Source organism: Paracoccus spongiarum, assembly GCF_030732095.1.
In the GTDB taxonomy this organism is placed as follows: Bacteria; Pseudomonadota; Alphaproteobacteria; order Rhodobacterales; family Rhodobacteraceae; genus Paracoccus; species Paracoccus spongiarum.
Genome location: NZ_JAVAMQ010000004.1, coordinates 262,849 through 285,422 on the forward strand (window position 1 = coordinate 262,849; position 22,574 = coordinate 285,422).

Here is a 22,574-nt window from a genome sequence, read left to right on the forward strand (position 1 = left end):
TCAGGCCGCGTCGTCGTCCAGATCGATCTCGTTGGCCTGCGCGACCACTTCACGGTCCGCATAGTGACCGCAGGACGGGCAGACGTGATGGGGACGCTTCAGCTCGCCGCAGTTCGAGCATTCGTTCGGGTTCCCGGCGACCAGGGCATCATGCGCGCGGCGCATGTTCCGCTTGGAGCGGGTTACGCGGTTCTGAGGGACAGCCATGTCACAACCTCGGTTCGGGGTGCGGCGCATGCGCGCCTTGGCACCATGTGTCTTGAATTCGCAAATGAACCGCGCAGATACGCGATGCGGGCAGCGCCCGCAAGCCCCCGGCGCCGGCGCGCCCGACCTAAATGCACCAGTGCGGCCCCGTGGCGCCACCTTCCGCGCCCGCGGGCGGCGTCGCGGGGTGGCGCTGTGGCCTTCCTGCAACGCCGGGCAAGGCGGGCCGTCCGGCGCGGCAGAATCACCCCTCGCCTGTCCCGGGCTCGCCGTCGCGACCCAGCATCCGGCCCAGCCCGGCAAAGGGGCGACGGGTGTCGGCGGGGGCCTCGTCGGGCGGGGCATCGGGCAGGGCGGCACCCTCGGCGCGGGGATATTCGGGCAGCGCAAGGGCCAGCGTCTCGATGGCAACCGCGCCGAGGTCGATGAACTGGCCGAGGGGCTCCAGCGTCTCGTCGGGCATCTCGATCTCGTCGCCCTCGGGGTCGCTGAGATGGGGCGAATAATGCCGCGTCACCTCTTCGCGCAGCGCGGTGCGCACCGGCCGCAGCGTCACGACGCAGGGCTGCACCACCGTCGCGGTCAGCACCCCGCGCAGCGCCCAGCCATCGCCGCCCTCGGCCCGGATCTCGCCGCGAAAGCCGAGTTTGGGCAGCCCGCTGATTCCCAGTTCCTCGGCAATGGCCTGCCGCGCCCCGGCATCGGGATCAACGGCGAAGGGCGTCGGCTGCCGCGGGTTCAGATGCGCCACACGCACCCTGTGCGTCGACATGGAAGAAGCGGTCATCGCGGGCCCTCCGGGCAGTCTGGTCCGGGCTTGCGGCGGCGGCATGGCGCGCAAACCCCGGCGCAAGATGGATATTCTTGAGCGCGGTAGCCGAGTTTGCTAAGCCGGGCGGGCCGCGTCAACCGCCTGAGCAAAGGAAACGCTTTCATGGCTGCCATCAGGAACCTCATGATCCTGGCCCTTGTCGCCATGATCGGGCTTGCCGCCTGCGCTCCGGTCTATCGCAATCACGGCTTCGTGCCGCCGGACGAGGACCTGGCGCAGGTCGTGGTCGGGCAGACCAGCGTGGCCGAGTTGCCGGGCCTGCTGGGCCGGCCTTCGGCGCAGGGCCTGCTGACCGGATCGGGCTGGTATTACGTCGGCTCGCGCTGGCGCCATTTCGGCGCCTACGAGCCGCAGGAGATCGACCGTCAGGTGGTGGCCATCCGCCTGGACGCGGGCGGCACGGTCTCGAACGTCGAACGCTTCGGGCTGGAACGCGGCCGCGTGGTGGTGCTGTCGCGGCGCGTGACCGAGGGCAGCGTCACCGAGATCTCGTTCATCCGCCAGATCCTGGGCAATCTGGGCAATTTCCAGGCCGGCGATTTCATCGACTAGGAGGGTCGCCGGGGTCCGGCGACCTACAGGCTCTGCACGATCCGCCCGGCGAGGCGGTGCAGATCGTCGCGGTATCCGGTGCGCGCCGAGGGCTGGTCGGGATCGGAGGTCATCGCGATCGCGGCCGCCGGCGCACTGCGGCTGGCGGGAAAGACATAGATCATCTGCCCGCCATAGCCCCAGCCATAGCGCAGGTCGCGCCCTGCGATCCGGGTGATGAACCAGCCATAGCCGTATCCCTGGCCGCTGAAGATCGACGAGGTGCGGGGGGTCCAGCTGTCGCGGATCCAGTCCCGCGGCACGATCTGCCGTCCGCCGGCGCGCCCGCCTGCGGCATAAAGCGCGCCAAAGGCCAGCAGCGACCGCGTGCTCATCGCCATCTGGTTGCCGCCCAGATGGATGCCCTGCGGGTCACGCTCCCACCCGGTGATCGCGAAGCCCGGCAGCGGGCCCAGCCAGTCATTGGCCAGCGCCAGGGTCGAGCGGCCCGTGACCCGCGCCAGAATCGCCGAGACAAGATGCGTCGAGGCCGTCGAATACTGCATCCGCCCACCGGGGTCCTGGGTGAAAGGCGCGGCAAGCGCGGCGCGCACCCAGTTCGGGCTGCTGACCCAGCGGCCGTAATTCGCACCCGACTGGCGTTCCAGCCCGGCCTGCATCGACAGCAGGTGACCCAGCGTCAGGCGCGCCAGCCGCGGATCGGGGTCCGCGGGCAGCTGGTCTTCCAGGATCGGCGCGACGGCCTGCCCGGTGCCGGTCAGGTGGCCCTTGTCGATGGCGATGCCGGCCAGCGCCGAGATGACGGATTTCGAGGCCGACTTGATGTTGGTCGGCTGATCGGGGCCAAATCCGTGATACCCCTCGGCCGCGACCTCCTGCCCGTCGCGCCAGATCGCGACGGCCCGTAGCGGCGGCAGGTCACGCGCCCCGGACAGGATCGAGGAAAGTGCGGGCGGCCGGCCGGCACGGGCCGGCCGCGGCGCGGCCAGAAGGGGCGCCAGCGCGGCGCCGGTCAGCAGGGTGCGGCGGTTCATCCGCCAGATATGGGCGCAGGGGCAGCAATCGGGAAATGACAGATGCGTCAGCGGCGGGTCTTGCCCGGCGCGGGGGTGGACGCTAGGGCAGGGCGGACCAGACAGGGGCCGCCGATGTCCGCGCTTGACGATCTTGCCACCACGCCGTTCCATGACGCCGACGCGCCGGGTCGCGCCCGGATGCTGTCGCGGCTGGCCGATACCGAATTGTCGGTGGCGCTTGCCGCCGAACCCGCAGGCGACGCGGTGCAGCTGATGATGTTCCCGCTGGACGGCCAGGAGGTCGCGCTGGCCTGCGACGCCGAGGACCGGCTGTCGGGCTTTTTCGGGCGCGCGGTCGCCTATGCGGCGATGCCCGGCCGGGTGCTGGCCGGGCTGCTGCGCCAGACAGGCGCGGGGCTGCTGGTCAATCCCGGCCACCCCTCCGAGATGCTGCTGGACGGCGTGACGCTGGACTGGCTGTCGGGTGCCCTGGCGGCAAGCCCGGTCGCGGACGAGGCGCGGCTGCGCCTGACCGCGCCCGCGCCCGACACCGTGGCCGCGCTGGCCGCGCCCCTGGCCGAGCGTCTGGGCGACATGCACGGGCTGATCAGCGGCGCCGCGCTGTCGGGCGTGCGCGGGGAGGCTGGCGTGCCGGCGGCGCATCTGCTGCTGGTCGCGGGCTGCGCGGCCGACCGCCAGCCCGCCGTGGCCAAGGCGCTGGCCGAGGCGCTGGCCTTCCTGCCGCCCCAGCCCGGCGGCGTCGACATCAGCTTTTCCGACGCCCCGCCGCCGGCCGGCGCGCTGCGCTTCGACCTGGAACCGCAGCCCGCGCCGGCGCCGTTGCCCGCGCGCCCCAAGGGCCCGCCCATCCTGCGCTGAACCCTCGGCCCTGTTGCGCCAGGGCCGGCGATTTGCCAGAACGGTCCGATGCACCTGAAACACAAGGCCCTGTCCGTCCATCTGCTGACCGCGACCGGCGCGGTGCTGTCGATGCTGGCCATGCTGGAGGCCGTGCAGGGCGACTGGCCGATGATGTTCCTGTGGCTGGTGGTGGCCTTCGTGGTCGATGGCATCGACGGTCCGCTGGCCCGCCGCTATGAGGTCAAGCGGAACTGGCCGACCTATGACGGCGTCCTGATGGACCTGATCATCGACTACCTGACCTATGTGTTCATCCCCGCCTTCGCGCTGTTCCAGTCGGGGCTGCTGTCGGGCTGGACCGGCTGGTTCGCGATCATCGTGATCGTCTTCGCCAGCGTCATCTATTTCGCCGATACCCGGATGAAGACGCGCGACAATTCCTTTGCGGGCTTTCCGGGCTGCTGGAACATGGTCGTGCTGGTGCTGTTCGCGGTCAAGCCGCACTGGGTCATCATCCTGGCCATCGTCGTCGCGCTGAGCGTGGCGATGTTCAGCAACATCAAGTTCGTCCACCCGGTCCGCACCGAACGCTGGCGCGCCATCACCCTGCCGGTGGCGGTGATGTGGGTGGTGTTTGCGGGCCGCGCCGCCTGGGTCGAGTTCCACCCCTCAAGCTGGGCGATCTGGGGGCTGGTGCTGACCTCGCTGTGGCTGATGCTGGCCGGCGCCGCCCAGCAGGTGATCCCTGATCGGCGCTAGGATTTCGGGTGCTTGCCTGAGACGCGGTTCCGGCCGATGATCGCCGCGAGGCATCATGGATCGGGGGCGTCGCATGCTGGATATCCTGAAATCATCGGTGGCGGCGCTGGCGCTGCTGGCCGGTGCCGCCGAGGCGCAGGACGGGATCACCCTCGGGATGGTCCTCGAGCCGCCGAACCTCGACCCGACCGGCGGCGCCGCCGCGGCCATCGACGAGATCGTCTATGCCAATCTCTTCGAGGGGCTGACCCGCTTTGGCCCGGATGGAAGCATCCTGCCCGCGCTGGCCGCAAGCTGGGAGGCGCAGGACGAGGGCAGGGTCTATGTCTTCCGCCTGCAGCCAGGCGTCACCTTCCATGACGGTGCCGCCTTCGACGCCGAGGATGTGGTCTTCTCGCTGGATCGCGCGCGCGCGGACGATTCGACCAATGCCCAGAAGGTCCTGTTCGAGGGCATCGAGACGGTCGAAGCGGTCGATCCGCAGACCGTGCGCGTGACGCTGCGGGCGGCGGACGGCAATTTTCCCTTCAAGATGGCCTGGGGTGACGCGGTGATGGTCGACGCGGCCAGCGCCGCCGACCTGGCCACGAAGCCGGTCGGCACCGGACCGTTCCGCTTCGGGCAATGGGTGCAGGGCGACCGGGTCGTGCTGGAGGCCTTTGACGGCTACTGGGGCGAAAAGCCCGCCCTGAAGACCGCCACCTTCCGTTTCATCAGCGACCCCACGGCCGCCTTCGCGGCGATGATGGCGGGCGATGTCGATGCCTTCCCGAACTTTCCCGCGCCCGAGGTGCTGCCGCAGTTCGAGGCCGATCCGCGCTTCAGCGTCATCATCGGCACGACCGAGGGCGAGACGATCCTGGCGATGAACAACAGCCGCCCGCCGCTGGACGACCTGCGGGTCCGCAAGGCGATTGCCCATGCGATCAACCGGCAGGACATCATCGAGGGGGCGATGTTCGGCTATGGCACGCCGATCGGCAGCCATTTCGCGCCGCATCACCCCGATTACGTCGATCTCGTCGACCGCTCGGCCTTCGATCCGGCGCTGGCCAAGCAGGCGCTGGCCGAGGCGGGGGCGGGGCCGATCCGGCTGCGGCTGGCGTTGCCGCCGCCCGCCTATGCCCGCCGCGGCGGCGAGATCATCGCGGCGCAGCTGCGCGGGGTGGGCATCGAGACCGAGATCACCAACATGGAATGGGCGCAGTGGCTGGAGACGGTGTTCAAGGGCGGCGATTTCGACCTGACCATCGTCAGCCATACCGAGCCGCTGGACATCGATATCTATGCCCGGCCCGATTACTATTTCAGATACGCCCGGCCCGACTTCGTCGCGCTGATGGACCGGCTGAAATCCGCGACCGCGCCCGACCAGCGCAGCGCCCTGTATCGCGAGGCCCAGCAGATGATTGCCGAGGATTACGTCAACGCCTTCCTGTTCCAACTGGCCAAGACGGGCGTGGCCGATGCGCGGATCGAGGGGCTGTGGCAGAACGCGCCGACCCAGGCCAACGACCTGACCGGGGTGCGCTGGACCGAATGAGGGCGCGGCGCCGGCCCCCCGGCCTGCGCCACGACCCGTCAGCCGGAGGCGCCGACCCCGCGCGACTTGGCGCGCAGGTCGAAGACCCCGTAGGCCGCGACCACGAGGAAACACAGCGCCGGCACGAGATACGAGGTGGCGGCCCCCCGCGCATCCATCACCGCGCCATGCACCAGCGGCATCAGCGCGCCGCCAAGGATGGCCATGACCAGCCCGGCCGCGCCGAACTTGGTGTCCTCACCGAGGCCATGCAGCGCGATCCCGTAGATCGTCGGGAACATCAGCGACAGGCAGGCCGACAGCGCGACCACCGCCCAGACCCCCGCCATGTTCGGGCTGGACACCGCGAACAGGCACAGCGCCGTGCCCGCCAGCGCCATCGCCGCCAGCAGCATCGCCGGGCGCAGGAAGCCCATCAGCCAGACCATCACGAAGCGCGAGATCAGGAACACGATCAGGCTGGCCTGCAGATACCAGCCCGCCTGCGCCTCGTTGCCGCCGATGGCGGCCATGACGTACTGGATGGTGAAGGTCCAGACGCAGGTCTGCGCGGCCACGTTGAAGAACTGCGCGACGACGCCGAAGACATAGTGGCGATTGGCCAGAAGCCGGCGCAGCGTGGCGGTGAAATGCACCTCGTGGTCGGTCTCCAGCCGGACCTCGGCCTCGGTCGGCATGCGGATCAGCGCGATGGCGATCCAGATCGCCAGAAGCACGAAGGCAAAGCCGACATAGGGGACCATCACGGCCTGCAATTCGCCCTGCTGCACCGCGCGCAGCGCCTCGGGTGCCATCGCGGCGCGTTCCTCGGCCGAGGCGGTGTTCAGCCGGGGCAGGATCAGCGTGGCGGCCAGCAGCACGCCGATATTGGTGCCGACCGGGTTGAACGCCTGCGCGAAGTTCAGCCGGCGGGTGGCGTTCGCCTCGGGTCCCATCGCGATCACGAAGGGGTTGGCCGAGGTTTCAAGGATCGACAGCCCGCCCGCCAGCAGGAACAGCGCGGCGAGAAAGAAGCCGAAGGTCATCGCCTACGCGGCGGGGTAGAACATGAACGCGCCGCAGATCGCGCAGCCCAGCCCGACCCGCACGCCGGTCTTGTAGGAAAAGCGTCGGTTGATGAAGGCCGCGGGCAGGGCCAGCAGGAAATAGGCCCCGTAATAACAGAACTGCACGAAGGACGCCTGAAGCGTGCTCATCGAGAAGATCCGCGAAAACACCTGCACCAGCGGATCGGTCATGTTCGCCGCGATTCCCCAGGCGGCAAAGCAGGTTACCAGGATCACGAAGGGCAGCAACATCCCCTCATGCACAAAACGACGTTCCGACATCCGGTCTCCTCCCTGCTGACAGGATACGGGGGGGATAATCGCATGCTTTTGCGCTAACAGCCAGAAAATGACGTTGCGGCAAACGAAAGGGGCGGTGCATCGCGCACCGCCCCCTGTCGTGTCGCCGCCCGTCCGCCGTCAGGCGAACTTGCGGATCTCGCCCGATTTCAGCCGCGAGAGATAGCTGTTCATCTCGGCCTTGACGATCGGCATCAGCAGATACAGCGCGATGATGTTCACCACCGCCATGGCGAAGATGGCCGCGTCCGAGAAGTCGATCACCGGCCCAAGGTTCGCCGCAGCGCCGATGATGACGAAGATGCAGAAGATGACCTTGAAGATCAGCTCTTTCGTCTGGCCCTCGCCGAACAGGAAGGTCCAGGCCTTCAGGCCGTAATAGCTCCACGAGATCATCGTCGAGAAGGCGAACAGGATCACCGCGACCGCCAGCACATAGCGGAACCAGCCAAAGGCGCTGCTGAACGCCGCCGAGGTCAGCGCGACCCCGCTGGTGTCGCCGATGGTCTGGATGCGGGTTCCCGCCTCGTTCAGGATGAACATGCCGGTGTTGGGGTCGGTGATCAGCTGGCCGGTGATGACGATGACCAGCGCGGTCATGGTGCAGATCACCACGGTGTCGATGAACGGCTCAAGCAGCGACACGAAGCCCTCGGTGATCGGCTCCTTGGTGCGCACCGCCGAGTGCGCGATGGCCGCCGAGCCGACGCCCGCCTCGTTCGAGAAGGCGGCGCGGCGGAAGCCCTGGATCAGCGCGCCGATGGCCCCGCCCACGGCGCCGTCCCAGGTAAATGCGCCCCGGAAGATCTGCCCGAAGGCGTCGCCGATCATGCCGGCGTTCATCACGATGATGATCAGCGCTGTGCCGACATAGATGACGCCCATCAGCGGGACGATCTTCTCGGTGACGCGGGCGATCGACTTGAGCCCGCCGACGATCACGAGGAACACGATCACAGCGAAGATCACGCCGGTGATCCAGCCCGGATAGGCCCCGAACACATTGGTCAGCTGCGCGTGGGCCTGGTTCGACTGGAACATGTTCCCGCCGCCAAAGCTGCCGAGGATGCAGAAGATCGCGAACAGGATCGCCATGAACCTGCCGCCCGGCAGCCCGCGTTCGGCAAAGCCCTTGACCATGTAGTACATCGGCCCGCCCGACACCTTGCCGTCGGCATATTCGTTGCGATATTTCACGCCCAGGGTGCATTCGGTGAATTTCGAGGCCATGCCCAGAAGCCCGGCGAGGATCATCCAGAAGGTCGCGCCCGGCCCGCCGACGCTGACCGCAACGGCGACGCCCGCGATGTTGCCCAGCCCGACCGTGCCCGACAGCGCCGTGGCCAGCGCCTGGAAGTGGCTGACTTCGCCGGCGTCATTGGGGTCGGAATAGTCACCCCGCACCAGTGCGATGGAGTGTCCGAAGGCGCGGAACTGGATGAAGCCGAAATAGATCGTGAACACGGTGGCGCCGATCACCAGCCAGGCCACGATCCACGGAAAGCTCGTGCCCGGGAAGTTCGCGAAGATGAAATTGACGAACCAGCCGGTCGAGCTTGCGAAGATCTCGTTCACGCGCTCGTCGATGGTCTGGGCCGCGGCGGGCGCTGCGGCCGCAAGGCCGGCCGTCACCGTGGCAAGGATCAGTGCAAAGGGTCGAAAATTCATGGGATGTCGCTCCTGTTCCGTCGGTTCACGGCACGATGGTGACCGGCACCGGCGCAACCTGCGCCAGGGTGCCTGCGACCGATCCGAAGATGCGCGCGGAAAGGCCGGAATGCCCCATCCGCCCGATGAAGATCAGGTCCGCGCCCTGTTCCTTCGCTATCTCGCACAATGTCTCGGCGATATGGCCGTATCTCAGCACGGTCGAGACGGTCAGACCGGTAGTGCGGGTCTGCTCGGCGACCGGCGCGATGACGACCGCCTCGGCCCGTTCCAGTTCGTCCTGCCGACGCTGGTGTCGTTCCTCGATCTCGTCGGGCGTCAGGAAACTGTAGGGAGACCATTCAAGCACATGGGCGAGAATGATCTGGTCATCATTGGTTTTCGCGATTCCGACCGCGAAATCCAGGGCGCGTCGTGACGTGTCGCTGCCGTCATATCCGACGACGATCTTTCTTGGCATCTGCCTTCCCCCGTTGTCGTTCTACTACTTTTGTCGTGTCGATGGCCCGAGCATAGACCCGGGTCCGTCGACGGAGCGAGAAAAAACATGACGGATCCGTGAATGCGCCTATAGTCCGGCATGTCCGCGGGCGCTGCTGCGCAGGACAAACTGCCGACTTTTCGCTTTTCAAGCCGCGCCGCGCCCTGCATATTCCGGCCCATGACCCGGATTCGCCCCGTTGCCAGCATCCCGACCCCGCGCCTGGGCGCGGCCCCGGTCGTGCAGCTCCGCGGTCTGCTGCTTCTTACGCTGCGCTGAGCGGGTCTTCCGGGCCGCCGCTCAGCCAGGATCGTGCCCGGCCAGACCCGAACATCCCGCGTAAGAAAGACTGACCCATGACCGACAAGAACCGCGTCTACATCTTTGACACGACCCTGCGCGACGGCGAGCAATCGCCCGGCGCCACCATGTCCCACGCCGAAAAGCTGGAAATCGCCGCCATGCTGGACGAGATGGGCGTGGACATCATCGAGGCCGGCTTCCCGATCGCCTCGGAGGGCGATTTCGCCGCCGTCAGCGAGATCGCCAGGCTGTCGCGCAACGCCGTGATCTGCGGCCTCGCCCGCGCGCAACTGCCCGATATCGACCGCTGCTGGGAGGCCGTGCGCCACGCGCGACGCCCGCGCATCCACACCTTCATCGGCACCTCGCCGCTTCACCGCGCGATTCCCAATCTGGACATGGACCAGATGGCCGAGCGGATCGAACAGACCGTGACCCATGCCCGCAACCTCTGCGACAACGTGCAATGGTCGCCGATGGACGCGACCCGGACCGAACATGACTATCTGTGCCGGGTGGTGGAAATCGCCATCCGGGCGGGGGCGAGAACGATCAACATTCCCGACACGGTGGGCTATACCGCGCCCCGCGAAAGCGCGGATCTGATCCGGATGCTGCTGGAACGGGTGCCGGGCGCCGACGACATCATCTTCGCCACCCATTGCCACAACGATCTGGGCATGGCGACGGCCAACAGCCTTGCCGCGGTCGAGGCCGGCGCGCGGCAGATCGAATGCACCATCAACGGGCTGGGCGAACGCGCCGGCAACACCGCGCTGGAAGAGGTGGTGATGGCCATGCGGGTGCGTCACGACATCATGCCCTATGACACCGGTATCGACACGACGAAGATCATGAACCTGTCGCGGCGGGTGGCGCAGGTGTCCGGCTTTGCGGTGCAGTTCAACAAGGCGATCGTCGGCAAGAACGCCTTCCTGCACGAAAGCGGCATCCATCAGGACGGCGTGCTGAAGAATGTCGAGACCTTCGAGATCATGCGCCCCGCCGATATCGGCCTGAACGAGACCAACATCGCGATGGGCAAGCATTCCGGCCGCGCCGCGCTGCGCGCCAAGCTGGCCGATCTGGGCTATGAGGTGGGCGACAACCAGTTGAAGGACATCTTCGTGCGGTTCAAGGCGCTCGCCGACCGCAAGAAGGAAGTCTATGACGAGGATATCGTCGCGCTGGTGCAGGATGCCGCCGCCAATACCGGCGACGATCACCTGCAGGTCAAGCATCTGCGCGTCGTCTGCGGCAGCGACGGCCAGACCGCCGATCTGACGATGATCGTGGATGGCGAGGAAAAGACCGTTCACGCGACCGGCGATGGCCCGGTCGATGCCTGCTTCAACGCGGTCAAGCAGATCTTCCCGCACGAGGCACGGCTGAAGCTGTATCAGGTCCATGCCGTGACCGAGGGCACCGATGCGCAGGCCACCGTCAGCGTCCGCATGGAAGAGGACGGCCGCATCGTGAATGGCCAGGCCGCCGATACCGACACGATTTTGGCCAGCGTGAAAGCCTATGTCGGGGCGCTGAACCACCTGATCATGCGCCGCGCCCAGACCGGCCGCGACAGCGACGCCAAGCAGATCAGCATGTATTCGCACTGATCGGTGGCAGGTCGCCCCTGACGCGACGGGGGCGACCTGTTGCACAACCGGCGCGCGGGCCGATCCTTTCCCCGGACGGGTCTTGATCGGGGCTTTCGCGCGTGCGTTGCAGCTTTTATATGGGGCAACGCCGTGTGCCGGGCGATTCCGGCTGGCGGCCTATCGGGCGTTCAGAAACGGACAGGGCCGGAGAAACCGGCGCGAAAGGATACGGGCATGGCATTCGGCGGGTTGTTTTCGACCGACATCGCAATCGACCTCGGCACGGCGAACACGCTGATCTATGTCAAGGGCAAGGGCATCATCCTGAACGAGCCCTCGGTCGTGGCCTACCACGTCAAGGACGGCAAGCGTCAGGTGCTGGCGGTGGGCGAGGACGCGAAACTGATGCTGGGCCGCACCCCCGGCAGCATCGAGGCGATCCGCCCGATGCGCGAGGGTGTCATCGCCGATTTCGACAGCGCCGAGGAAATGATCAAGCACTTCATCAAGAAGGTGTTCCGGCGCACGACCTTCTCGAAGCCCAAGATCATCGTCTGCGTGCCCCATGGCGCCACCCCCGTCGAGAAACGCGCGATCCGCCAGTCGGTGCTGTCGGCGGGCGCGCGCAAGGCCGGGCTGATCGCGGAACCGATCGCGGCGGCCATCGGCGCCGGCATGCCGATCACCGAACCCACCGGCAGCATGGTCGTCGATATCGGCGGCGGCACCACCGAGGTCGCAGTGCTGTCGCTGGGCGATGTGGTCTATGCGCGCTCGGTCCGCATCGGCGGCGACCGGATGGACGAGGCGCTGATCAACTATCTGCGCCGCAACCAGAACATGCTGATCGGCGATTCGACCGCCGAACGGGTGAAGACCTCGATCGGCACCGCGCGGATGCCCGATGACGGGCGCGGCGCCACCATCATGGTGCGCGGACGCGACCTGCTGAACGGCATCCCCAAGGAAATCGAGATCAGCCAGGCGATGGTCGCCGAGGCGCTGGCCGAGCCGATGCAGGCGATCTGCGAGGCGGTCATGGTCGCGCTGGAAGCGACGCCTCCCGATCTGGCCGCCGACATCGTCGATCGCGGCGTGATGCTGACCGGCGGCGGTGCGATGCTGGGCGATCTGGACCTGGCGCTGCGCGAGCAGACCGGCCTGTCGATCACCCTGGCCGACCAGCCGATGAGCTGCGTGGCGCTGGGCACCGGCAAGGCTCTGGAATTCGAGAAGCAGCTGCGCCACGTCATCGACTACGACAGCTGATCCTGCCCGTGCGGAGGCGCTGAATGGCGCGCAAGGGACCCGATTTCGCCACCCCCGTCCGGCGCGTGCTGATCGCGCTGCTGGCGATCATGCTGATTGCGCTGTTCCTGTTCTGGCGGATCGACAGCCCGCGCGCCGAACGCATGCGTATCGCCATCATCGACCGCGTGGTGCCAAGCTTCGAATGGGTTCTGGCGCCGGTCAACAAGGCCAGCCAGATGATCGCGGGCTTCCAGTCCTATGCCCGCATCTACGAGCAGAACCAGGAACTGCGGCGCGAGTTGCAGAAGATGCAGGCCTGGCGCGAGGCCGCCGTGCAGCTGGAGCAGGAGAATTCCAAGCTACTGGCCCAGAACAACGTCCGCATCGATCCAGCCCTGACCAGCGTGACCGCGCTGGTCACCGTGGACAGCGGCTCGGCCTTCCGGCAATCGGTCCTGATCAATGTGGGCGCCCGCGACGGCATCGTGGACGGCTGGGCGACGATGGACGGGCTGGGCCTCGTCGGCCGGATCTCGGGCGTGGGCCAGCGCACCAGCCGGGTGGTGCTGCTGACCGATCCCTCGTCGCGCATCCCGGTCACCATCCAGCCCTCGGGCGACCGGGCGCTGCTGACCGGCGACAACACCTCGCTGCCGGTGCTGGACTTCATCGAAAGCCTCGAGGATGTCCGCCCGGGCGACCGCGTGGTGACCTCGGGCGACGGCGGCGTGTTCCCGCCGGGACTGCTGGCCGGGCAGGTGGTGCAGGGCAGCGACGGCCGGATGCGCCTGCGCATGGCCGCCGATTACAGCCGGCTGGAATTCCTGCGGGTGCTGCGCTCGCACCCGGCCGAGAATGTCGTGGATGCCGGCACGATCATCACCCCCGGCGATCAGGGTCCGATCGGCCCGCAACTGCCGACCTCGCCCGTCGAGGCCGCGCAGGCCGCCGATCCGCTGGCAGCCGGCGGCGACAATGATTGAGGGGCCGGGCCGGCGGATGCTGCTGGGCACGGCGCTGTTCCTGCTGTGCATGGCGCTGCTGATCCTGCTGCGCCTGCTGCCGCTGTCCAGCGGGATGACCGGCTGGCCCGGCCCGGATCTGGGGCTGGCGCTGACCTTTGCCTGGGTGCTGCGCCGGCCCGACCAGATCCCGGCACTGGCCATCGCGCTGGCTTTCCTGGTCGAGGATCTGCTGCTGCTGCGCCCGATCGGGCTGTGGGCGGCGCTGATGCTGCTGGCGACCGAGGCCGCACGGCTGCGTGAACCCCGTTGGCGCGACCAGCCATTCATGGTTGAATGGCTGCGTGTCGCGATGCTGATCGGGGCGATGACGCTGGCCAACCGCCTGGTGTTGCTGATCTCGCTGATGCCCGTGCCCGCCCTGGGGCAGGTGCTTCTGCAATATCTGGCGACCCTGGCGGCCTATCCGCCGGTCGTCTTCGCGGCGCGCTGGCTGATCGGCCTGCGCCGCTCTGGCCATGGTGGTGCCGACGTGACGAGACAGGTCCGATGAAAAAGGTCGAGCGTGAGACGCAGGACGGGGTCCGAAAGCTGGGTCGGCGCGGACTGCTGCTGGCCGGCATCCAGCTGGGCGTGGTCACGACGCTGGCCCTGCGGCTGCGGTCGATGCAGCTTGAGCATGCCGAGGAATACCGGATGCTGGCCGACGGCAACTCGATCAAGATCCGGCTGCTGCCGCCGGCCCGCGGGCTGATCCACGACCGCAACGGGCTGGTGATCGCGGGCAACGAACAGAATTACCGCGTCACCCTGACCCGCGAAGAGGCGGGCGGCGAGGTCGAGCCGGTGCTGCGCCGCCTGTCGCGTCTCATCCCGATCAGCGAGGCGCGCATGGCCGAGCTTCTGGAAGAATTTTCCAGGCGCAGCGCGATCACCCCCATCGTCATTGCCGACCGGCTGACCTGGGAACAGTTCGGCTCGATCGCGGTGAACGCACCCGCGCTGGCCGGAGTGACGCCGGAATCCGGGCTGTCGCGTGCCTATCCGCGCGGCGGCGACCTGGCGCATGTCATGGGTTATGTCGGCCCCGTCTCCGACTACGACCTGTCGAAGATCGAGGATCCCGACCCGGTGCTGATGCTGCCCGAATTCCAGCTGGGCAAGATCGGCGTCGAGGCCAAGCTGGAAGAGGTGTTGCGCGGCCGTGCCGGCGCCCGCCGGGTCGAGGTGAACAGCGCCGGCCGCGAGATGCGCGAACTGGGCCGGCAGGAGGGCGAGCAGGGCGCCACCGTGCAACTGACCATCGACGCCCGGTTGCAGAACTACGCCGCGCAACGAATGGGCAGCGAAAGCGCCGCGGCGGTCGTGATGGATGTCCAGACGGGCGACCTGGTGACCATCTGTTCCTCGCCCAGCTTCGATCCGAACAAGTTCGTGCGCGGCATCTCGGGGCCGGACTACCGGGCGCTGATGAACCACGACCACCGTCCGCTGGCCGACAAGACCGTGCAGGGCGTCTACCCGCCCGGCTCGACCTTCAAGATGGTGACGCTGCTGGCCGGGCTGGAATCGGGGCTGATCAACGCGAATTCCCGCTTTTTCTGCCCCGGATCCACCGAGGTCGGCGGGCGTCGCTTTCACTGCTGGCGGCGCGGCGGCCACGGCACCATGAATGCCATCCAGAGCCTCGAGCAAAGCTGCGACGTCTATTATTACGAGCTGTCGCAGCGCATCGGAATCGACCGCATCGGCGCGATGGCCCGGCGCCTGGGCATCGGGGTGCGCCACGAACTGCCGATGTCGGCGGTGGCCGAGGGCATCGCCCCGGACCGCGACTGGAAGCGGCAGCGTTACGATCAGGCCTGGCAGATCGGCGACAGCCTGAACGCTTCGATCGGGCAGGGCTATGTGCTGGCCTCGCCGCTGCAACTGGCGGTGATGACGGCCCGCATCGCCTCGGGCCGCGCGGTGGCGCCGCGGCTGGTGCGCGCGATCGACGGCGTGCCGCAGCCGATCCCCGAGGCGGCCGAACTCGGGCTGGACAGGACGAACCTGAACCTTGCCCGCGCCGGCATGGAGGCGGTCATGAATGGCGGACAGGGCACCGCGCGCCGCTCGCGGATCGAGCGGGAGGAATGGCGCATGGCCGGCAAGACCGGCACCAGCCAGGTGCGCAACATCACCGCCGCAGAGCGGGCGCGCGGCGTCGTCTCGAACGAACAGCTGCCCTGGAACCGCCGCGATCACGCGCTGTTCGTCTGCTACGCGCCCTACGAGGCGCCGCGCTATGCGGTATCGGTGGTGGTCGAACATGGCGGCGGCGGATCGACGGCCGCCGCGCCCATCGCGCGCGACATCCTGCTGTTCGCGCTGGCGGGCGGGCTGCCGCCGCTGGACGCCGTGCCCTCCGATCAGCGCGCCGCGCTGGAGGAACGCCACAACGCCATGCAGCTCTATACCCCCGAGCCGCCGAAGCCCGGCCGGACGCGGGCCTGAGGGAGGCGGGCGATGGCCTATCTGGACTACGATGTCACCCGTGTTCCGACCGGGTTTCGCAAGATCCTGTACCTGAACTGGCCGCTGGTGTTCCTGCTGGCCGCGGTCGCCTGCTTCGGCTTCCTGATGCTGTATTCCGTGGCCGGCGGCCGCGCCGAGACCTGGGCCGAGCCGCAGATGTATCGCTTCGGGGCGGGGATGGCCGCGATGTTCGCGCTGGCTTTCGTGCCGATGTGGTTCTGGCGCGGCGTGTCGATCTTCGCCTATGTTCTCTGCCTGCTTCTGCTGGTCGCGGTCGAACTGGTGGGCGACATCGGCATGGGCGCGCAACGCTGGATCGACCTCGGCCCGGTCCGGCTGCAACCCTCGGAACTGATGAAGATCGCCCTCGTGCTGATGCTGGCCGCCTATTACGACTGGCTGCCGCTGCGCCGGGTGTCGCGCCCGCTGTGGGTGCTGATCCCGGTGGCGCTGATCCTGCTGCCGACCGCGCTGGTGCTGAAGCAGCCGGATCTCGGCACCTCGATCATGCTGGTGGCGGGCGGCGGCATCCTGATGTTCGCGGCGGGCGTCTCGTTGTGGTATTTCGGCGTGGTCATCGGCGCGGTCGTGGGCCTCGTCTATGCCGTGCTGGAAAGCCGCGGCACCGACTGGCAGCTTCTGAAGGACTACCAGTATCGCCGCATCGACACCTTCCTCGATCCCTCGGTCGATCCTCTCGGCGCGGGCTACAACATCACCCAGGCCCAGATCGCGCTGGGCTCGGGGGGCTGGTCGGGACGTGGCTTCATGCAGGGCACGCAGTCGCGGCTCAACTTCCTGCCCGAGAAGCAGACCGACTTCATCTTCACCGTGCTGGCCGAGGAATTCGGCTTCGTCGGGGCGATCTCGCTGCTGATCCTCTACACGCTGATCCTCGGCTTCTGTCTCTACTCGGCGCTCAGCAACCGCGACCGGTTCGGCGCCCTGCTGACCATCGGCATCAGTGGCACCTTCTTCGTCTACTTCGCGATCAACATGGGCATGGTGATGGGGCTGCTGCCGGTGGTCGGCTCGCCGCTGCCGCTGGTCAGCTATGGCGGCACGGCGATGATGATCCTGCTGATGGGATTCGGCATGGTCCAGTCGGCCCATGTCCATCGGCCACGGTAGAACCATGCGCGTCCTGTTCGCCGCACCCGCGCCGATGTGGGCCGAATGGGCCCCCGCGCTGACCGCCGCCTGCCCCGAGATGGACCTGCGCCGGTCCGGCGATCCTGCGGGCTTCGACGCGATCATCTACGCGCCCGGCGGCGAGATCGAGGATCTGTCGCCCTATGTCCGTGCGCGCCTCGTCCAAAGCCTCTGGGCCGGGGTCGAGCGCATCGTCACCAACCCCAGCCTGACCCAGCCGCTGGCGCGCATGGTCGATCCCGGCCTGTCGCGCGGCATGGCCGAATACTGCACGGGCTGGGTGATGCGGGCGCATCTGGGCATGGACCGCTATGCACAGGACGGGATCTGGCGCAACGGCCAGGTGCCGCCGCTGGCCGGCGACCGCAGGGTGACAATCCTCGGCATGGGCGAACTGGGCCGCGCCGTGGCCGCGATGCTGGCGCCGATCGGGTTCCGGCTGACCGGCTACAGCGCCTCGGGCCGCGCGGTCGATGGGGTGCGCAGCCTCGGCGGGGACGATCCCGGCGCCGCGCTCGATGGCGCCGAGATCCTCGTGAGCCTGCTGCCCGATACCCCGGCCACGCGCAACCTGCTGGATGCCGGCCGGCTGTCGCGCCTGGCGCGCGGGGCGTGGATCATCAATCCCGGCCGCGGCACGCTGATCGACGAAGCGGCGCTGATCTCGGCTCTCGATGACGGCCATCTGGGCCACGCCGTCCTCGACGTGTTCCGCACCGAGCCGCTTCCGCCCGGCCACCCCTTCTGGGCGCATCCGGGTGTCACCGTCACGCCCCATATCGCAGCCGACACCCGTCCAGAAACCGCCGCGCCCGTCGTCGCCGACAATCTGCGCCGGGCGATGGCGGGCCGGCCCGTCCGGCATCTCGTCGATCGCGTCAGGGGCTACTGATCCCCATCTCCTGTGCGGGAAATATCCCGGGGGGAGTCCGCAGGACGGGGGGCAGCGCCCCCCCGCTTCATGGCCTCGGTCTCGCGGGCTGTGGTCACAAGCGCACCTCGCGTGCGCACCTTCTCGATCCGCCAGGCCATCTTCTTCTCGCGCCGCCGGTGATAGGCGCGGATCACCGGCACCGTAAGGTAATGCGCGGCGACGCTGACCAGCAGCCCGATCAGCGCGCCGCCGACCATGTAGGGCCAGTAGATCTGCTGGAAGAACTCGATCAGGCGACCCCAATGCACGCGCTCGGGCCCGAAGACGGATTCCAGGTTGTTCCACAACTCGGTGCTGGCCCCGGCGAATTCGCCGAAGATCCGCTGCGGCCCCATGTCGCCGCGATAACCCAGGATCTCGCGCCCCAGGCCGACGGCGGCGACGGCGATGAAGGGAAAAGTCACCGGGTTGCCCACGAAAGTCGCCAGCAGCGCGGCCAGCACATTGCCGCCGATCAGCCAGGCCACCGCGGCGGCCGACAGGAAGTGCAACCCGAACAGCGGCGTGAAGGACACGAACACCCCCGCCGCGACGCCCCGGCCGATGCGGTGCGGCTGGTCGGGCAGCCGGCGAACCCGGTGCAGGACATAGGTGCCCGCCCGCCGCCAGCCGCCGGGCGGATAGATCATGTCGCTGGCCATCTGGCCATAGCTGCGGGGCTTGCGGCGCTTGAACACGATATCACCCGGTGCTTCGCGGGCTGGGCCGCGGACTACGGTTTCAGCGCCGGGTCACGGATCCGGGCGACCTGCGCGACATCGCCTTCCGCCTCCAGCGCGGTCAGCAGGTTGTGCAGATGCTCGTGGTCGCGCAACTCGACCTCGACCTCGATCCGGTAGAAATCCGGCTTTCGGTCGATGAACTCGAGGTTCGAGATATTCGCACCCTGCGCCCCGATCAAGCCACAGATGCGTCCCAGGACGCCCGCATCATGCCGGATCGTCAGGTTCAGCAGCGTCGAATAGGCCGCAGGGTGACGGCCCTCGCGCCATTGCAGGTCGACCCAGCGATCCGGGCTGTCCTCGAACTCGGCCAGCACCGGGCAGTCGATGGCGTGGATGACCACGCCGCGGCCGCGATAGGTGATGCCCACGATCCGCTCGCCCGGCAGCGGGCTGCAACAGGGGGCGCGCTGGAACTCGGCATCGGCCTCGAGCCCGGCGAAGGGGCGCTTGCCGTCGATCTCGTCCTGATGGCCGGCCAGTTCGGGATAAAGGACCGACAGCACCTCCTTGGCCGAGATCTCGGCGCTGCCGATCCGGGCCAGCAATTCCTCGGCATCCTCGACGCCCATCTGCCGGGCGGCGGTGCGCAGCGCCTTGTCGGTGACCTTGCGGCCGACATGCTCGAAGCTGACGCGCACCAACTCGCGCCCCAGCCGCATGAAGCGGTCGCGATCCTCCTCGCGCAGGCTGCGCCGGATGGCGGCCTTGGCCCGGCCGGTGACCACGATGTCCAGCCAGGTCGCCTGCGGCCGCTGCCCGGACGCGGCGATCACCTCGACCGACTGGCCGTTCTTCAGCCGCGTCCACAGCGGCACCCGGATGCCGTCCACCTTGGCGCCGACGCAGGAATTGCCCAGCCGCGTGTGGATCGCATAGGCGAAATCGATCGGCGTGGCGCCCTTGGGCAGCTGCATCACGTCGCCCTTCGGGGTGAAGCAGAACACCTGGTCCTGATACATCTCCAGCTTCACATGCTCGAGGAACTCGTTGTGGTCCTCGCCATCGAAGCGGTCGGTCAGGCTGTCGATCCAGGCGGCGGGATCGACGGCGAAGGGGTTGCGCGCCAAGACGCCGTCGCGATAGGACCAGTGCGCCGCCACGCCGGCCTCGGCGACCTCGTGCATCTGGCGGGTGCGGATCTGCACCTCGACCCGCTTGCCGTCACGCCCCGAGACGGTCGTGTGGATCGACCGGTAGCCGTTCGATTTCGGCTGGCTGATGTAATCCTTGAACCGCCCCGGCACCGCCCGCCACCGATGGTGGATCACCCCCAGCGCGCGATAGCAGTCCATCTCTGACCGGGTGATGATGCGAAACCCGTAGATGTCCGACAGCCGTGAGAAGGCCAGCTGCTTTTCCTGCATCTTGCGCCACACCGAGAAGGGCTTCTTGGCCCGGCCGAACACGTCGGCCTCGATCCCCTCGCGTTCCAGTTCGGCGCGGATATCGGCGGTGATCTGGCCGATGATGTCGCCCGAGGCGCGTTGCAGGCTGACGAAACGGCGGATGATCGAGTTGCGGGCTTCGTGGTTGATGACCTTGAAGGCCAGGTCCTCAAGTTCCTCGCGCATCCACTGCATGCCCATCCGCCCGGCCAGCGGCGCATAGATGTCCATCGTCTCGCGTGCCTTCTGCACCTGCTTGTCGGGCCGCATCGAGCGAATCGTGCGCATGTTGTGCAGACGGTCGGCCAGCTTGACGAGGATCACCCGCAGGTCGCGCGACATGGCCATGAACAGCTTGCGGAAGTTCTCGGCCTGCTTCGACTGTGCGCTGGACAGTTGCAGGTTGGTCAGCTTGGTCACGCCATCGACGAGATCGGCAATCTCGCTGCCGAACATCCCCGCCAGATCCTCCTTGGTGGATCGCGTGTCCTCGACGGTGTCGTGCAGCAGGGCGGTAACGATGGTGGCGTCGTCCAGCCGCATCTCGGTCAGGATGGCGGCGACGGCGATGGGATGGGTGAAATAGGGCTCGCCGGAATGGCGGAACTGGCCCTCATGCATCCGCATCCCGTATTCGTAGGCATCGCGGATCAGGTCGGCATTGCTGCGCGGGTTGTAGTTGCGGACCAGCGCGATCAGGTCTTCGACGTCGATCATGTCCTGCCGAAGACCCCGTTCCGTCGCGCCGTCTTACCGCTGGTTCGCGTCCAGCATCATCCGCAGCATCCGCTCTTCCGATTCGTCGTCGGCGGGCTTGGGACGATCCATCTCGGCGCCCAGCAGCAGCGCCATCGCATCCTCTTCGGGTTCGTCGACCTCGATCTGGGTCTGGGTCGATTCGATCATCCGCTCGCGCAGGTCATCGACCGGCTGCGTCTCGTCGGCGATCTCGCGCAGGGCCACGACCGGATTCTTGTCGTTGTCGCGGTCGACCGTGGCCTGGCTGCCGGCGGCGATCTCGCGGGCCCGATGCGCGGCCAGCATCACCAGATCAAAGCGGTTGGGAACCTTGTCGACGCAATCTTCAACCGTAACGCGGGCCATGTCTCACCTGTGCAGATTCGAATCGGGTATCGGGGGCGAAACCGGAGTTCTGGTGGCCAGACCGGGAAATGTCAAGGAAAAGGCAAGGCGTCGCCGGGTCGGCCCGGTCATCGGGTCGGACCCTGCGCGAGACCTTGCTGCGCGGTCAACGGCGACATGCCGGCCAGCCCCTGCGCACCGAGGTCCGCCAGCATCCCGGCCACGCTGCGCCCGGTCAGCGGATGGCACCAGTGCGGCGCGATCTCGGCCAGCGGCGCCAGCACGAAGCCGCGATCCTGAAGCCTCGGATGCGGCAGGATCAGCCGGTCCGGCGCCTCGACGGCCTGCCGTGCGGGCGGCAATGCGACCCAGGCGCGCTGCGTCGCGGAATCGGGGCGCACCAGATTCCCGACGGCGATCAGGTCCAGGTCCAGCACCCGCGCCGACCAGCGCCCGGTGCCGCGATCGCGTCCCATCCGCGCCTCGATCGCGTGCAGCCGCACCAGCAGGGCCTCGGGTGCGAGCCGCGACCGGACAAGCACCACCGCATTGGCGTAATCGGGGCCGGAGCCCGGAGGATAAGCCGGGGTTTGCCAGATCCGGCTGGCGGCGCTTATTGAAATATCCTGTTCAGCGTGCAGAATGGACAGTGCTGAACCAAGCGTTTCACTCGCGCTGCCGTCAGCCGATGGCAGGTTCGCGCCAAGGGCGACTATCGATAAGGACAACCTATCCATGCCCGCCTGACCGTCCTATGAAACCATGGCGGGCATCGGGCCGGAACGCCGGCGCCGGACCCTGCCTGACCACACCTACTGCAAGTCTGATCGAAGGCAACACCGATGTTTTACAAGGACGACCGACTGGCGATGTTCATCGACGGCGCCAATCTCTACGCCGCCGCGAGATCCCTGGGGTTCGACATAGATTACAAGCTGTTGCGACAGGAATTCGACCGCAGGGGAAAGCTGATGCGCGCCTATTACTACACCGCGCTGATGGATGGCGAGGAATATTCCCCGATCCGACCGCTGGTGGACTGGCTGCACTACAACGGCTATTGCGTCGTCACCAAGCCGGCCAAGGAATTCACCGACTCGATGGGTCGCCGCAAGGTCAAGGGCAACATGGACATCGAACTGGCGGTCAGCGCGATGGAACTGGCTCCGCGGCTTGACCACGCGGTGCTGTTCTCGGGCGATGGCGACTTCCGCCCGCTGGTCGAGGCGCTGCAACGCCAGGGGGTGCGGGTGTCGGTGGTCTCGACCATCCGCAGCCAGCCGCCGATGATCGCCGACGACCTGCGCCGCCAGGCCGACAACTTCATCGAGCTTGACGCCCTGCGCGACATCATCGGCCGCCCGCCGCGCGAAACCACGCAGGCCGAGACCTGACAGCC

23 protein-coding genes are annotated in these 22,574 nt (G+C 67.6%); 12 read left to right on the forward strand and 11 right to left on the reverse strand.

Features of this window, described 5'->3' with window-relative positions; translation table 11 throughout:
* Together rpmF and Q5Y72_RS06595 are read right to left on the reverse strand one after the other, a co-directional pair.
* Complete coding sequence (gene rpmF, locus Q5Y72_RS06590) at nt 1–207, reverse strand: 50S ribosomal protein L32 (RefSeq protein ID WP_209054548.1); 207 nt, start codon at nt 205–207, stop codon at nt 1–3.
* Between the two features lie 244 nt (nt 208–451).
* Complete coding sequence (locus tag Q5Y72_RS06595) at nt 452–979, reverse strand: YceD family protein (RefSeq protein WP_305962594.1); 528 nt, start codon at nt 977–979, stop codon at nt 452–454.
* 162 nt (nt 980–1,141) lie between these two features.
* Between Q5Y72_RS06595 and Q5Y72_RS06600 the strand changes: the two genes are divergently transcribed.
* The gene (locus tag Q5Y72_RS06600; RefSeq protein ID WP_305962595.1) at nt 1,142–1,591 is read left to right on the forward strand and encodes an outer membrane protein assembly factor BamE; all 450 of its coding nucleotides are present in this window, start codon (nt 1,142–1,144) and stop codon (nt 1,589–1,591) included.
* Between the two features lie 23 nt (nt 1,592–1,614).
* On the opposite strand, the gene Q5Y72_RS06605 is transcribed toward Q5Y72_RS06600, so the two are convergent.
* Nucleotides 1,615–2,625 (reverse strand): serine hydrolase domain-containing protein, encoded by a 1,011-nt coding sequence (locus Q5Y72_RS06605; protein WP_305962596.1) that lies wholly within the window; start codon nt 2,623–2,625, stop codon nt 1,615–1,617.
* Between the two features lie 114 nt (nt 2,626–2,739).
* On the opposite strand from Q5Y72_RS06605, the gene Q5Y72_RS06610 reads away from it, so the two are divergent.
* The 3 genes from Q5Y72_RS06610 to Q5Y72_RS06620 all read left to right on the forward strand — a co-directional run bounded on the left by Q5Y72_RS06610 (nt 2,740) and on the right by Q5Y72_RS06620 (nt 5,770).
* Nucleotides 2,740–3,486 carry an SseB family protein gene (locus tag Q5Y72_RS06610; RefSeq protein WP_305962597.1) on the forward strand — a complete coding sequence of 249 codons (747 nt, stop codon included), beginning with the start codon at nt 2,740–2,742 and terminating at the stop codon, nt 3,484–3,486.
* Nucleotides 3,487–3,534: 48 nt separating this feature from the next.
* Nucleotides 3,535–4,227 carry a CDP-alcohol phosphatidyltransferase family protein gene (locus Q5Y72_RS06615; protein ID WP_305962598.1) on the forward strand — a complete coding sequence of 231 codons (693 nt, stop codon included), beginning with the start codon at nt 3,535–3,537 and terminating at the stop codon, nt 4,225–4,227.
* A 73-nt stretch (nt 4,228–4,300) separates the two neighbouring features.
* The gene (locus tag Q5Y72_RS06620; protein WP_305962599.1) at nt 4,301–5,770 is read left to right on the forward strand and encodes an ABC transporter substrate-binding protein; all 1,470 of its coding nucleotides are present in this window, start codon (nt 4,301–4,303) and stop codon (nt 5,768–5,770) included.
* A 38-nt stretch (nt 5,771–5,808) separates the two neighbouring features.
* On the opposite strand, the gene fucP is transcribed toward Q5Y72_RS06620, so the two are convergent.
* From fucP to Q5Y72_RS06640, 4 genes are all read right to left on the reverse strand, one after another.
* Nucleotides 5,809–6,795, reverse strand: coding sequence for an L-fucose:H+ symporter permease (fucP, locus tag Q5Y72_RS06625; RefSeq protein WP_305962600.1), 987 nt, complete (start codon nt 6,793–6,795; stop codon nt 5,809–5,811).
* Between the two features lie 3 nt (nt 6,796–6,798).
* Entirely contained in the window at nt 6,799–7,098 is a 300-nt protein-coding gene (locus Q5Y72_RS06630) for an MFS transporter (RefSeq protein WP_305962601.1), read from the reverse strand.
* 138 nt (nt 7,099–7,236) lie between these two features.
* Complete coding sequence (locus Q5Y72_RS06635) at nt 7,237–8,784, reverse strand: alanine/glycine:cation symporter family protein (RefSeq protein ID WP_305962602.1); 1,548 nt, start codon at nt 8,782–8,784, stop codon at nt 7,237–7,239.
* A gap of 25 nt (nt 8,785–8,809) precedes the next feature.
* The gene (locus Q5Y72_RS06640) at nt 8,810–9,244 is read right to left on the reverse strand and encodes a universal stress protein (RefSeq protein WP_305962603.1); all 435 of its coding nucleotides are present in this window, start codon (nt 9,242–9,244) and stop codon (nt 8,810–8,812) included.
* A gap of 377 nt (nt 9,245–9,621) precedes the next feature.
* Here Q5Y72_RS06640 and Q5Y72_RS06645 point away from each other — a divergent pair, with 377 nt between their 5' ends.
* From Q5Y72_RS06645 to Q5Y72_RS06675, 7 genes are all read left to right on the forward strand, one after another.
* Nucleotides 9,622–11,184 (forward strand): 2-isopropylmalate synthase, encoded by a 1,563-nt coding sequence (locus tag Q5Y72_RS06645; RefSeq protein ID WP_305962604.1) that lies wholly within the window; start codon nt 9,622–9,624, stop codon nt 11,182–11,184.
* A 216-nt stretch (nt 11,185–11,400) separates the two neighbouring features.
* Entirely contained in the window at nt 11,401–12,435 is a 1,035-nt protein-coding gene (locus Q5Y72_RS06650; protein ID WP_305962605.1) for a rod shape-determining protein, read from the forward strand.
* Between the two features lie 23 nt (nt 12,436–12,458).
* Nucleotides 12,459–13,400: a rod shape-determining protein MreC gene (gene mreC / locus Q5Y72_RS06655; RefSeq protein ID WP_305962606.1), complete on the forward strand. Its 942-nt coding sequence runs from the start codon at nt 12,459–12,461 to the stop codon at nt 13,398–13,400.
* A 16-nt stretch (nt 13,401–13,416) separates the two neighbouring features.
* The gene (locus tag Q5Y72_RS06660) at nt 13,417–13,932 is read left to right on the forward strand and encodes a rod shape-determining protein MreD (protein WP_305962607.1); all 516 of its coding nucleotides are present in this window, start codon (nt 13,417–13,419) and stop codon (nt 13,930–13,932) included.
* Nucleotides 13,929–15,875: a penicillin-binding protein 2 gene (mrdA, locus tag Q5Y72_RS06665; RefSeq protein ID WP_305962608.1), complete on the forward strand. Its 1,947-nt coding sequence runs from the start codon at nt 13,929–13,931 to the stop codon at nt 15,873–15,875. Before Q5Y72_RS06660 ends, mrdA begins: the two co-directional genes overlap by 4 nt.
* A 12-nt stretch (nt 15,876–15,887) precedes the next feature.
* Complete coding sequence (gene rodA, locus Q5Y72_RS06670; protein WP_305962609.1) at nt 15,888–17,027, forward strand: rod shape-determining protein RodA; 1,140 nt, start codon at nt 15,888–15,890, stop codon at nt 17,025–17,027.
* A 4-nt stretch (nt 17,028–17,031) separates the two neighbouring features.
* Nucleotides 17,032–17,940 carry a 2-hydroxyacid dehydrogenase gene (locus Q5Y72_RS06675; protein ID WP_305962610.1) on the forward strand — a complete coding sequence of 303 codons (909 nt, stop codon included), beginning with the start codon at nt 17,032–17,034 and terminating at the stop codon, nt 17,938–17,940.
* On the opposite strand, the gene Q5Y72_RS06680 is transcribed toward Q5Y72_RS06675, so the two are convergent.
* From Q5Y72_RS06680 to folK, 4 genes are all read right to left on the reverse strand, one after another.
* The gene (locus Q5Y72_RS06680) at nt 17,934–18,659 is read right to left on the reverse strand and encodes a DUF2062 domain-containing protein (RefSeq protein WP_305962611.1); all 726 of its coding nucleotides are present in this window, start codon (nt 18,657–18,659) and stop codon (nt 17,934–17,936) included. The genes Q5Y72_RS06675 and Q5Y72_RS06680 overlap by 7 nt on opposite strands.
* Nucleotides 18,660–18,694: 35 nt before the next feature.
* Nucleotides 18,695–20,809 (reverse strand): RelA/SpoT family protein, encoded by a 2,115-nt coding sequence (locus tag Q5Y72_RS06685; RefSeq protein ID WP_305962612.1) that lies wholly within the window; start codon nt 20,807–20,809, stop codon nt 18,695–18,697.
* Nucleotides 20,810–20,842: 33 nt separating this feature from the next.
* A complete protein-coding gene (gene rpoZ / locus Q5Y72_RS06690) occupies nt 20,843–21,196 on the reverse strand; it encodes a DNA-directed RNA polymerase subunit omega (protein WP_305962613.1) in 354 nt (117 codons plus the stop codon).
* Between the two features lie 107 nt (nt 21,197–21,303).
* Nucleotides 21,304–21,912, reverse strand: a complete 609-nt coding sequence (folK, locus tag Q5Y72_RS06695) for a 2-amino-4-hydroxy-6-hydroxymethyldihydropteridine diphosphokinase (RefSeq protein ID WP_305962614.1) — start codon at nt 21,910–21,912, stop codon at nt 21,304–21,306.
* 105 nt (nt 21,913–22,017) lie between these two features.
* On the opposite strand from folK, the gene Q5Y72_RS06700 reads away from it, so the two are divergent.
* Nucleotides 22,018–22,569 carry a LabA-like NYN domain-containing protein gene (locus Q5Y72_RS06700; protein ID WP_305962615.1) on the forward strand — a complete coding sequence of 184 codons (552 nt, stop codon included), beginning with the start codon at nt 22,018–22,020 and terminating at the stop codon, nt 22,567–22,569.
* The last annotated feature ends 5 nt before the right edge of the window (nt 22,570–22,574 follow it).